This window comes from Lysobacter sp. M15, from assembly GCF_022662515.1.
Lineage (GTDB): Bacteria > Pseudomonadota > Gammaproteobacteria > Xanthomonadales > Xanthomonadaceae > JAKPBU01.
On the sequence record NZ_JAKPBV010000005.1, the window covers coordinates 229,389 to 241,567 of the forward strand.

10 protein-coding genes are annotated in these 12,179 nt (G+C 67.4%); 8 read left to right on the forward strand and 2 right to left on the reverse strand.

All coding sequences use genetic code 11. The features are described from left to right. Positions 1–16 precede the first annotated feature (16 nt). From MC380_RS04610 to MC380_RS04625, 4 genes are read left to right on the forward strand one after another with little or no spacing between them, the layout of a single operon-like run. Positions 17–730 (forward strand): J domain-containing protein, encoded by a 714-nt coding sequence (locus MC380_RS04610; RefSeq protein WP_242163286.1) that lies wholly within the window; start codon positions 17–19, stop codon positions 728–730. Positions 731–747: 17 nt separating this feature from the next. Continuing rightward, positions 748–1,359 carry an SAM-dependent methyltransferase gene (locus tag MC380_RS04615; protein WP_242163288.1) on the forward strand — a complete coding sequence of 204 codons (612 nt, stop codon included), beginning with the start codon at positions 748–750 and terminating at the stop codon, positions 1,357–1,359. Next, entirely contained in the window at positions 1,352–2,578 is a 1,227-nt protein-coding gene (locus MC380_RS04620; protein WP_242163290.1) for a glycosyltransferase, read from the forward strand. The genes MC380_RS04615 and MC380_RS04620 overlap by 8 nt, the downstream gene beginning before the upstream one ends. Further along, entirely contained in the window at positions 2,575–4,671 is a 2,097-nt protein-coding gene (locus MC380_RS04625; protein WP_242163292.1) for an NAD-dependent epimerase/dehydratase family protein, read from the forward strand. Before MC380_RS04620 ends, MC380_RS04625 begins: the two co-directional genes overlap by 4 nt. A gap of 15 nt (positions 4,672–4,686) precedes the next feature. Here MC380_RS04625 and MC380_RS04630 read toward each other — a convergent pair whose 3' ends face one another. Next, complete coding sequence (locus MC380_RS04630) at positions 4,687–5,727, reverse strand: acyltransferase (RefSeq protein WP_242103815.1); 1,041 nt, start codon at positions 5,725–5,727, stop codon at positions 4,687–4,689. A 122-nt stretch (positions 5,728–5,849) separates the two neighbouring features. Between MC380_RS04630 and MC380_RS04635 the strand changes: the two genes are divergently transcribed. From MC380_RS04635 to MC380_RS04650, 4 genes are all read left to right on the forward strand, one after another. Continuing rightward, positions 5,850–7,016 (forward strand): glycosyltransferase, encoded by a 1,167-nt coding sequence (locus tag MC380_RS04635; RefSeq protein ID WP_242103814.1) that lies wholly within the window; start codon positions 5,850–5,852, stop codon positions 7,014–7,016. Positions 7,017–7,118: 102 nt separating this feature from the next. Beyond that, entirely contained in the window at positions 7,119–9,128 is a 2,010-nt protein-coding gene (asnB, locus tag MC380_RS04640) for an asparagine synthase (glutamine-hydrolyzing) (RefSeq protein ID WP_242103813.1), read from the forward strand. A gap of 10 nt (positions 9,129–9,138) precedes the next feature. Beyond that, positions 9,139–9,897 (forward strand): FkbM family methyltransferase, encoded by a 759-nt coding sequence (locus MC380_RS04645; RefSeq protein WP_242163294.1) that lies wholly within the window; start codon positions 9,139–9,141, stop codon positions 9,895–9,897. Between the two features lie 20 nt (positions 9,898–9,917). Further along, a complete protein-coding gene (locus MC380_RS04650; RefSeq protein ID WP_242163296.1) occupies positions 9,918–10,847 on the forward strand; it encodes a class I SAM-dependent methyltransferase in 930 nt (309 codons plus the stop codon). A gap of 110 nt (positions 10,848–10,957) precedes the next feature. On the opposite strand, the gene MC380_RS04655 is transcribed toward MC380_RS04650, so the two are convergent. Further along, entirely contained in the window at positions 10,958–12,160 is a 1,203-nt protein-coding gene (locus MC380_RS04655; RefSeq protein WP_242163297.1) for a PQQ-dependent sugar dehydrogenase, read from the reverse strand. Between the last annotated feature and the right edge of the window lie 19 nt (positions 12,161–12,179).

Genomic DNA, 12,179 nt, shown 5'->3' on the forward strand with positions numbered 1-12,179 from the left:
GATGGCCGAGGCGCGCATGGCAGACGACACCGATTTCTCCGCGCTCTATCACGCGCTTGGAATTTCCGCAGCGTGCACGCCCGAGCAGCTCCGCAAAGCCTACCGGCGGCGCGTGGCGCGGCTGCATCCGGATCAGCACGGCGAGAAGGGTGATGTGGCGCGCCTGCAGGAACTCAACCGTATGTACGACGCGGCGATGGAGTTCCTGCGTACCCACGGCCGGCTGCCGGGATCGTCGCCTCCCGCGCCGTTCGCCGCGGCAATTGCGCGGAGGCCGGAGGAACGCGCGACCGCGGCTGTTGCGTCTGTCGCGAGTGAACGCGACCCCCCCGGACCGCCGGAGGCCGGTCCCGAGCGGCATTCGCGTTATTTCATCGTGTTGGCGGTACTGGCGATCACCGTGCTTGCGCTGCATGCGCTGGAAGCGCCACGCAGCGTGGAAGGGCACCGCGTCGAAGCGGTGGCCGATCACGCAACTGGCAACATCGTCTCCACTTCTTCCACGATCGTATTGGGCATGGGCAAGGCACAGGTGAAAGCGATTCAGGGGGCTCCACTAGGTGGTCACGACATCCGCTGGGATTACGGACCCTCGTGGGTGGATTTCAAGTGCGGCGACGTGGTCACGGACTGGTACAGCTCACCGCTGCGCCCCCTGCGGGTCGCCAGTCCGCATCCGACAACCCAGGACTGGGACCGGTTCGATGCAGCACGCCCGCCGGGCTGCTGAAGACGCAGGAGCGGAACATGTTGCAACGCGCGACGACCATGCTGCGCAAGGCGCGGCGCAGGTTGTGGATGAAATATGCCCTCCGGGGCGTCGGCGGCAGCGACAACCATGCGCGGCTGGATCTGGCCTATGCGGTCGAGGATCCGTGGAACATGGAGTCCAAGCTGGAACGCGCCCGTTTCGAGCAGACCAATGCGGTGATCGAACGCGCGTTCGGCCGCGTCGGGTCCGTGCTGGAACTTGGATGCGGCGAAGGCCATCAGACCGAGTGGCTGGCGCGGATCAGCGAACGCCAATATGGCGTCGACGTGAGCCCGCAGGCGATCGCGCGCGCGAAGCTGCGCGTGCCTGGCGCGGAATTCGCGGCGACCGATGTGTTCGGCCAGCCGTGGGGCGACGAGCCTGGGCGATTCGATCTGGTCACGGCCTGCGAAGTGCTGTACTACCTCAGCGACCCCGCCGCCACCCTCGCCCGCATGCGGGCACTGGGACGCAATGGCCTGGTGACCTTCTTCGCGCCCGCCTGCGGCCGCGTCGGTCCGCATCTGGACAACATACCGGGCCTGCACAAGGACTGGATCTACCAAGGCGGTACCGCCTGGCTGATCGGGTGGTGGCGCAATGACTGATCTCCCGCGTGGACAGCGCCTACATGCGCTCGATGGAGTGGGCGTGGCCTATTTCGGCAATGACTGGTACGCCGAGAACCGCACCAGCAGTCACCATGTGGCCGAGCGCCTGGCCCGGCAACTGCCGGTGCTGTACGTCGATTCGCCCGGCATGCGTGCGCCCAACACCTCCGGCCGCGATCTGCGCCGTGGCCTGCGCAAGCTGGCCGCCGCATTGCGGAGGCCGCAGCGGCTCGGTCCGAACCTATGGCATTGCACGGTGCCGCAGCTGCCGTTCCGGCGCGTGCCCGGCGTGGATCTGCTCAATCAGGTCTTCGGGCGCTGGGCGGTGCGGCGCGCGCTGCGCCTGTCCGGCATCCAGCGCAGGATCTCGTGGTTCGTCGTCCCGCATCCGGGATTCCTCGCCGGCCAGCTCGACGAGGAACTATGCGTGTACTACTGCATCGACGACTATGCCGCCCACCCCGGCGTGGACGTCGAAACCATCGCCGCGCGCGATGAGGCGCTCAGTCGCTGCGCCGATGTGCTGTTCGTGGCGCCTCCCGCGCTGCTCGCCCCCAAGCGTGCGTTGAACGCGAACGTGGTGCCGGCGCCGCATGGCGTGGACCTCGCGCTGTTCCGACAGGCAGCCGATCCGGCCACCGAACTGCCCCCGGCTGCCGCGGCGCTCACGCATCCGGTCATCGGCTACATCGGTTCGATCCATGAATGGATCGACATCCCGATGCTGGAATGGCTCGCGCAGCAGCGGCCGCATTGGTCCTTCCTGCTGGTGGGCCAGGCGCATGTCGCGATCGACGGCCTGCGCCGCCTGCCCAACGTGCATCTGCCAGGCGCACAGCCCTATGCCAGCCTGCCGCGATGGGCAAAGGCTTTCGACGTTACGATCATCCCGTACCGGCTCAATCGCCAGGTCGCCAACGCCAATCCGCTCAAGCTGCGCGAATACCTGGCCACCGGCAAGCCGGTGGTGAGCGTGCGCAACCCGGAAATCGAAAAGTTCTCGAACTGGGTGCGCCTGGCCGACGACCGCGACGCCTTCCTGCGCGAGCTCGAAGCCGCACTGCAGGACGATTCGCACGAAGCCGCTGCACGGCGCATCGCCGCCGTCGCCGACCAGGATTGGGACCGGCGCGTGGACAGCGTAATGGCGGCCGTGACCGACGCGCATGCGCGCCGCATACCCGCATTTCCCTCCATGTCCCCGACCCTTCCATGAATTCGACCCAACAACGCCGGCTGCGTGTCGCCGTGGTGGGTGCCGGCTACGTCGCCACGCACCATCTTTCCGCACTGCGCGGGCTCGACTTCGTCGATATCGTCGGCATCTGCGACAGCAACCGCCAGGCCGCCGAGATGCTCGCGGCCCGCTTCGGCGTCGGAATGGTCGGCACCCGCCTGTCAGATCTGGCATCGGCGACGCCCGATGCGGTGCATGTCCTTACGCCGCCGGCCTCGCATCCGACCCTGGCGATCGAAGCGCTGCAGATGGGCTGCCACGTGCTGGTCGAAAAGCCGATGGCCGACAGCGTGGCCGATTGCGAGGCGATGATCGCGGCGGCGCGCACGCACCATCGCCTCCTGGGTGTGAACCACTCCGACCTGCTCGACCCGGTCGTGCAGCAGGCGCTGCGGGCGGTGCGCGACGGTCGCATTGGCGAGCCGCTTTCGCTGGAGATCGTGCGCAATTCGGAGTATCCACCCTATGCTGGCGGCCCCCTGCCGGGAATGGTGGCGCAGGGTTCGTATCCGTTTCGCGACCTGGGCGTACACGGGCTTTACACCATCGAGGCGTTCCTCGGCCCGGTCACCGCGCTCGATGTGCGCTATCAGGCGCGCGGCGGCGATCCCAACCTGCACTTCGACGAATGGCAGGCGCATGCGGTGACCGAACGCGGTGTCGGCCGGCTGCTGTTGTCATGGAACGCGCGGCCGATGGAGAACCGGCTGATCGTGCGCGGCACCCGCGGCATGATTGAAGTCGACCGCTTCCTGCAGACCTGCCGGCTGCAGCGCGTGCTGCCCGGCCCCAAATTCGTCGGCATCGTCGCCAACGGCGTGGCGGGCGCCGCCGCCGACCTGGTCCAGATTCCCTGGAACGTGCTGCGCTTCGCGACACGGCGACTCAAGCCTTCACCCGGAATCCAGCTGGGAGCGGAGAAGTTCGCGCGCGCCGTGCACCAGCTCGAGCAACCGCCCTTCACCGGCGAGGACGCATTGCGCATCGCGCGCCTGCTCGAACCTGCCTGCGCCGAACCCGACCGGCTGCGCACCGCGCAGCTGCAGTCGCGGCTGGCGCCCCTTCCGCCTGCCCCGGTGCTGGTCACCGGTGCGGCGGGTTTTCTTGGTCGCGCCCTGGTGAAAGCGCTGCGCGCGCGTGGCGAGACCGTGCGCGTCCTGGTCCGGCGTCCGCTGCCGGCATTTGATGCGGACGACGGCGTGCAGACCGTGGTCGGTGATCTCGGCGATCCGGCGATCGTCGACCATGCCGTCGCCGGCGTGGAAACGGTCTATCACGTGGGGGCCGCCATGCGCGGCGGTCCGCGCGCGTTCGAGGCCGGCACCACCTGGGGCACGCGCAATATCATCGACGCGTGTCTGCGCCACGGGAACGCCCGGCTGGTCTACGTCAGTTCGCTCAGCGTGCTGGACCATGCCGGACGCGATCCGGCTGCCACCTTGAACGAAGCCTCTGCCTACGAACCGCACCCGGAACGTCGCGGCGCCTATACCCAAACCAAGCTGGCCGCCGAGCGGATGGTGCTCGATGCGATCCGCGACGCAGGATTGCCGGCCGTGGTGCTGCGTCCAGGGCAGATCTTCGGCCCGGGCGCGGAGGCGGTCACGCCCAACGGGACTATCGCGCTGGCCGGGCGCTGGGTCGCCGTCGGCAGCGGCGCGCAAACCCTGCCGCTGGTGTATCGCGACGACGTGGTCGATGCCCTGCTGCTGGCCGCCCGTGAGCCGGCCGCGCTGGGCCGTGTGTTCAACATCGTCGACCCGCATGTGGTCTCGCAGCAGGCTTATCTGGCCCGGGCCAAAACCCCGCGTCTGCGGATCCTGCGCACACCAGTCTGGCTTTTCATGCTGCTCGGATGGGGTGTCGAACAGCTCGGCAAGCTGCTGCGGCGCGACGTGCCGCTGACCCGCTACCGGGTACGTTCGCTGCGCCCGCTCGCCAACTTCGAAGGCAGCGCGGCACGCGACGTGCTGGGGTGGAACCCGCGGATCGGAGTGGCACGCGGCCTCGACCTCACCTTCGGATCCGACCAGGCAGGGACGGCATCCGACGTACCGGGCACGGTGGCCTGAGCCCTGGGCGCCGGTTCAATGTCCGGCGACTGCCAGGGGTTGCGCAGGATGCCGCTGCCGCCAGACACGACGTATCGCGCGCATGGCAGGCCGTTCGACCGCAAACGCCAGCAGCGTTGCCAGCGACATCACGGCGCCGACAGCCAGCAAGACCGCGACGATGCTGGGCACCCCTGCCCCCTCCAGCCGGTCGATGAGGGCGAAACCGATCGCCTGGTGCAGCAGATAAATCGAATACGACAGCGTCCCAAGGAAGGCGAACGTCGGCGTTGCCAGCCAGCGCAGGGCGCCAGCCAGGAACAGTCCGAAAATCGCGCAACACACCAGGCCCACAACGACGAACACCGGCGGCAACGCGATCGCCACCGCCAGCAGGCACAAGGCGATCAGCGCCACGTCGAACAACGGCCGTTCGCTGCCGCGGTACAACTGGTAGAACAGGATCCCCATGGCGAAGAACGGGATATGCCGCACGATGAGCAGCTCGCGCACGGTGTAGGAAAAATGCAGGTGGTGCTGCATGCTCTCGCCGTAGACCACCGCCAGCACCAACCAGGCCAGGATGATCCAGCGCATGCGCGTCAGTGCGCCCAGCACGAACCACAGCAGCATTTGCGCATAGAAGAACAATTCCACCTGCAAGGTCCAATAGGAGCCGTCCAGGTGCTCGACGCCCAGGAACTGCTGCACCATCGTGAAGTTGAGTGCCAGATCGCGCAGCGGGATGCGCTGCTCGGGCATGCCGATGGCATAGACCACGGCAGCGGTCAGCCCGACCGCCGCCCAGTACCCGGGGAACAGGCGCGAGAAGCGCGATACCACGAAGTCCATCGCCGTCCGGGTGCGCTCCAGGGTCATGAAGATCACGAAGCCGCTGATCAGGAAAAACAGGTGCACGCCGTAATTGCCCGCGGGAAAGCCGAACGGCAGCGGCGTCGCATGGCCGACCTGCTGCCCGTAGAACGTCGTGAAATGAAACGCAACCACGGCCAGCGCGGCAAGCCCGCGCAGCGCATCGAGTTCCACCACACGCCGCGATGGCGCTCCTCGCTCCACTCCCGGACCTCCGGCTGCAGGATGGCATTTTCAGAAAACGGTCTTTCCGCAACGTCGAGGCCAAAGGGCCATCCGAACGGCATGGTGCAAAGATCGTCTCCCGTCTACATGAGCCGGTTCGCATGCGCATCCTGATCGTGACCTCGCAGTTCCCGATCGCGGGCGAGCCCAACCGCGGGCGCCCGGTGTACCAGACGGTGACCGCGCTCTCGCGCATGGCGCAGGTACGGGTCCTCAGCCCGGTCGCCTCCTATCCAAGCTGGGCGCGGCCGCGCAGCTATCTGTACCGCGCCAGCGACACCGCGCATCCGGTCGAAGGCTGCGACGTGCGCTATCTGGACTATCCCGCCCTGCCCGCCTTGAGCCGCCCGCTGAACGGCTGGCTGTGCGGACGCACGCTGCACGCGCCGCTGCGCGACTTCGCGCCGGAGGTGGTGCTGGCTTACTGGCTCTATCCGGACGCCTACGGCGCCATGCTCGCCGCGAGGCGCGCGCGGCTGCCGCTGGTGGTCGGTGCGCGCGGCTCGGACCTGCGCGTGCGCGACCGGATCAGCCGGACGCTCACCCACCCGGTCCTGCACAGCGCACGACGGATCCTGGTGGTGAGCGAGGACCTGGGGCGCGTCGCGGTGGACGGCTACGGCGCCGACCCCCGGCGGATCCGGGTGATTCCGAACGGCTGCGATGCCGCCATCTTCCATCCGCAGGACCGGGGCGCCGCGCGCGCAGCGCTCGGCATCCCCGAGCAGGCAAGGCTGGTGGTCTACATCGGCCGGCTGGTCCCCGAAAAAGGCCTGCGTGAACTGCTCGACGCAATGGACATGCTCGCCGGCACCGATCCCGCCGTCTCGCTGGCGATGATCGGCGAAGGCCCGATGCGCGCCGAACTGGAAGCGCGCATCGCCGCAATGCCGGCAGGGCGCGCACGCCTCGTCGGCGCACAGCCACCAGCCGACGTCGCGCGCTGGATGGCCGCGGCCGATTTGGTCACCCTGCCCAGCTATTCCGAAGGCCATCCCAACGTGCTGGTCGAGGCAGCTGCCTGCGGCCGTCCCGTGGTGGCGACGCCGGTCGGCGGGATTCCGGAGGTAGTCGATGGCGCGACCGGCATCCTGGTGCCGCCGCGCGACGCGCCTGCGCTCGCCGGGGGACTGCGCGAGGTGCTCGCCCGCACCTGGGATGGCTCCGCACTCGCGGCGCGATTCTCGCGCGACTGGGAACAGGTGGCGCGCGACACGCTGCAGGCCTGTCAGGAAGCGATCAGCGACACGTCGGACCGCCGTCCCTAGCCCGCCCACGATCCGGGTGCGTCCTGGGTGGCGGGATCCGGTCCCGTTTTGCGTTTCTGAATAATCGAGACCGTCGTACGGGCGGGCAGGAGCGCATCGGCTGTGTGCGGAATCGCAGGTTTCAGTGGACCGGATGTCTATCCCGATGCGGCCAGGCCGTTACTGGCCCGCATGATCCACACCCTCGCGCACCGTGGGCCTGACGGTTATGGCTTCCATGCAGAGCCGGGCGTGGGGCTCGCGCATGCCCGGTTGTCGATCATCGATCTGGCCACCGGAGATCAGCCGATCCACAACCCGCACCGCGATGTGTGGACGGTATTCAACGGCGAGATCTTCAACTACATCGAGCTGCGCGCGGAACTCGAGGCCGCCGGCCACGTGTTCTACACCCGGTCGGACACCGAGGTCATCGTCCACCTGTACGACCGCCATGGCGACCGCTTCGTGGAGTATCTCAACGGTCAGTTCGCCATCGCCCTGTGGGATGCGCGCCGGCAGCGGTTGGTGCTGGCCCGGGACCGGGCGGGAATCCGTCCCTTGTTCCACGTGCGTGCGCAGGGCCGGACCTGGTTCGCTTCCGAGGTGAAGGCCCTGCTTGCGGCGCTGCCGCAATGCGCCTCGATCGATCCCGCAGGCTTGGTCCAGACCTTCACCTACTGGTCCACACTCGAGCCGCAGACGATCTACCGGGACGTGCAGAGCCTGCCGCCGGGCTGCCTGCTGGCGATCGAAAGCGACGGCAGCGAAACCCTGCGCCGCTACTGGGACTGGACCTTCCCCGACGCCGCGGACAGCGCCCCGGTACGCGAACCGCGCAGTGTGGATCAGGCGGCGGCCGAACTGCGGGAGCTGCTGGTCGATGCGGTGCGCCTGCAGCTGCGCGCGGACGTGCCTGTCGGCGCCTATCTCAGCGGCGGCCTGGATTCGTCCGGGATCGTGGCGATGATCCGCGGGTTCACCCAGACGCCCGTACGTACCTTCTCGGTCGCGTTCGAGGACGGCGAGTTCGACGAAAGCGAACACCAGATGGCCATGGTGCGGTACCTGGGCACCGATCACACCACGCTGCGCTGTACCCGCCGCGATATCGGCGAGGCTTTCCCGCGCCTGATCCGGCATACCGAAACACCGGTCCTGCGCACTGCACCGGTGCCGCTGATGCTGCTGGCCGGTAGCGTGCGCGAACAGGGCTACAAGGTGGTGCTCACCGGCGAGGGGGCGGATGAGGTGTTCGGCGGCTACGACCTGTTCAAGGAAGCCAAGATCCGCCGCTTCTGGGCGCGCCAGCCGGATTCGCGCATGCGTCCGCTGCTGCTTCAGCGTCTGTACGGCTATCTGGAAAACTCTCCGGTGCGCAATCCGGCCTTCGCCCAGTCCTTTTTCGGCCAGGGCATGGAACACCTGCAACGCCCGATCTTCGCGCACACCCCGCGCTGGGCCACGTCGCAGCGCGCGCTTGCGTTCCTGTCACCGGAACTGCGCGCCAGCGTCGGCGACTGGAATCCGCTGGATGCCTACGAGCGGACGCTGCCCGCTGAAATCTCGTCGTGGAGCGGCCTGGCGCGCGACCAGTACGTGGAAGCGAAGTCGCTGCTGGCGGGTTACCTGCTGTCCTCCCAGGGAGACCGGGTCGCCATGGCCAGTTCCATCGAAGGGCGCGTGCCCTACCTGGACCACCGGGTCATCGAGTTCGCCAATCGCCTCCCGGCCAGCTTCAAGATCCGCGGCATGACCGAAAAATACATCCTGCGCCGCGCGCTGTCTGACCTGCTGCCGCAGGAAATCCTGCAGCGGACCAAGCAACCCTATCGTGCGCCCGACAGCCAGAGCTTCTTCTTCGACGGGCAGCCGCTGGATTACGTGGCCGAGCTGATGGGCGCCGACAGCATCCGCGCCGCAGGTTATTTCGATCCGGTGTCGGTCGGCAGGCTGGTGGAGAAGTGCCGCCAGGGACGCGCCACCGGTTTCGCCGATAACCAGGCCTTCGTCGGGATTCTCTCGACGATGCTGGTGCATCGCGGACTCGACGACGGCCCACGCCGCGATGCAGGGGTCACGTGGCAGCGTAGTTCGACGGCGGACCGGACGGAACCGGCCCTTATCCACTGAGGCAGGCAAGGTGAAACCACAAGCATTGATATTCGACATCGGAATGTTCGACGGGTCGGACTCCCGCTACTTCCTGGACGAGGGCTACCGGGTGGTCGCGGTGGAAGCCAACCCGGAACTTGCCGAGAAAGCACGGCAAGAGTTCCAGGACGATATCGCCGGCGGCCGGTTGAGCGTACTCAACTTCGCGCTTGCGGACGAACCCGGAGAGATCGAACTGGTCCTGTGTGGCGACGACCTTGGCGCCAGCAGCATCTTCGGAGACAAGATCGCCCATCGCAATCCATCGGGGACCTGCACGGTGCCGACGATCACCTTCTCGCAACTGGTCGACAGGTTCGGCGTTCCCGACTACGTCAAGGTGGACATTGAAGGCGCGGATCGGCACTGCATCCTGGCGATGGGCCGGGACACCCGGCCGCGATACCTGTCGTTCGAGGCCGACCACGACCTGGAGGAGCTGATGGCGCACATGGCAGCCATCGGCTACCGCCAGTTCAAGCTGATCGGGCAATGCAGTTTCCTGGAGCTGGGCAACGAGCGCAGCCTTGGCTACCGATCCAGGCGCAAACTCATGCGCTGGCTGGGTTTCGACCAGCCCATGCGCGTACGCCGGGCCGGACGCTGGTTCAGGCTGATGCACAGCAGCGGTCCTGCGCCGTGGGCGAGCGATGGCCGCTGGTACAGCGCCGCTACGCTGCTGTCGAAATGGAACCATGCGCGGCGAAACGATCAGCTGAGCGGCTGGTACGACGTCCATGCGTGCTGACTCAGGCAGACGGTGATCGCATGCACTGGAGACTGAAAGGCCTGGTGCAGAAGACCCTGGGTGTCGTGCCCGGTGGCGAAGCGCTGCACTACCGGCTGCAACGGCGCTATGGCGGCCTGCAGAATTTCCGCAAGGAACTGGCGACCAAGGTGGAGGACTGGCAGATCATGGTCCGGCACCTGCGCGATGCGCGCATGCCCATCTCCGGCAGCCATTTCTTCGAGATCGGCACGGGCTGGTACCCGACGTTTCCGTTCGCCCTGTACCTGGCCGGTGCACGCCGGATCACCACGTACGATCTCAACCATCACCTGCAGGACGACCTGGTTCGGGCCGCGGTCCAGGAACTGGGCGGTTTTCTAAAGGCCATCGCCGAGGACGGCGGCAGTCAGCTGGCCGACGTGGAAGCACGTTACCGGAAGCTGGCCGCGGCAGTGGATGCAGGGGCGGACCTGGGCGAAGCCAGCGGTGGCACGATCCGCTATTCCGCGCCTGCCGACGCCACCGCCACCTCGCTTGCGGACGGCGAGGTGGACGTGGTGTTCTCCAACAGCGTGCTCGAGCACGTACCACCCGATGCGGTCACCGCGATGTACCGCGAATCGATGCGGGTGCTGCGCCCGGGCGGGGTGATGTTCCATTCGGTCAACTGCGGCGACCATTACGCCTATGTCGACCGCAAGGTGAACCAGCTCAACTACCTGCGCTATTCAGACCGCGCCTGGCGCTTCTGGAACAACACCTTCCTCTACCAGAATCGCCTGCGGGCGCATGTCTTCGTCGATGCGGCGCGCGAGGCCGGCTTCGCGATCGACCTGGACACCTCCAATACCCGGCCCGAGCGGCTGCAGCAGCTGAGGGACATGCGCGTACATCCGCAGTTCGCGCAGGTGCCGGCCGAGCAGCTGTGCATCACCACGGTGGATTTCATCGCCCGCAAGCCGGGTTAGGTATCCAAGCCGAAGCCGGACGCGGGTCCGCTGCGTGAGCGGCGTCGGTCGCGAGTGTTTTGTTTTTCGCGACTGATTCGCTGGACACAGGCTCGCGACTGACGTCGCTCCTACGTTTTGCCGGCAGGCGCAGGCACCGGATCCAGTCGCAACAGCTTTCCGTCATCGGCGTCGACCAGCAGCCATATCGCACCGTCGGGTCCTTCGCGCACGTCGCGGATGCGCTGGCCACGATCGCCAAGCAGGCGTTCCTCATGCACCACGCGGTCGCCGTCCAGACGCAGGCGGATCAGCTCGCTGGTCGCCAGCGCGCCCAGGAACAGGTCGCCACGCCACGCAGGAAACGCCTTGCCGCCGTAGAAGAGCATCCCGCTCAACCCCGGCGACTTGGGCCATGCATGATGTGGCGCTTCCATGCCGGGGGCGGTCCGCCCCACCGAACCTGGCACCGGCTGGCCGCTGTAATCCACTCCGTCGGTGATGACCGGCCAGCCGTAATTGCGCCCGGGCTCGGGAATGTTCAGTTCGTCGCCGCCCATCGGACCGTGTTCGCTGGTCCACAACCTGCGGGTCACCGGATGCAGTGCCGCGCCCTGCATGTTGCGATGGCCGTACGACCAGATTTCCGGTCGCGCGTCCTTGCGATCGACGAAGGGATTGTCCTTGGGAACCGCGCCGTCCGGCTGGATCCGCACCAGCTTGCCCTGCAGCTTGTCGAGCTGCTGCGCGGCTTCGGCCGCGACCCGGTTTTCGCCCTGGGTCACGAACAGGTGCCCGCTATCGTCGAACACCAGCCGCGCGCCGACGTGGGTGCCGGCGGAAAGCTTGGGCTCCTGGCGGTAGATCACCTCCACGTCCAGCAGCCGATCGTCCTGCAGGCGTCCGCGCGCGACCGCGGTGCCGCACAGGTTGCCGCGCAGATTGGGCTCGGCGAAGGCCAGATAGACCAGGCCATCGGTCGCGAAGCCGGGCGACAGGGCCACGTCGAGCAGTCCGGCCTGGCCTTCGACATACACCGCTGGCACGCCGGCGATCGGTGCCGACACCCGGCCATCGCGACCGATGCGGCGCAGGCGCCCGGGACGTTCGGTGACCAGCATGTCGCCGTCCGGCAGGAAAGCCAGCGACCACGGATGCTCCAGACCGGCGACAACTTCGGTAACGGTGAACGCGGCCTCCTCCGACGCGTACCGGGTCGGGACCGCACCGGCAACGGCATGCGGTTCGCGCTGGGGCGGTGGCGCATCGTGGCGCTGGCACGCAGCCAGCGCGGGCAGCAGAAGCAGGAAGGTCCATAGGTTGGAGGTACGCACGGCAAAGGCTCCGGAGGTA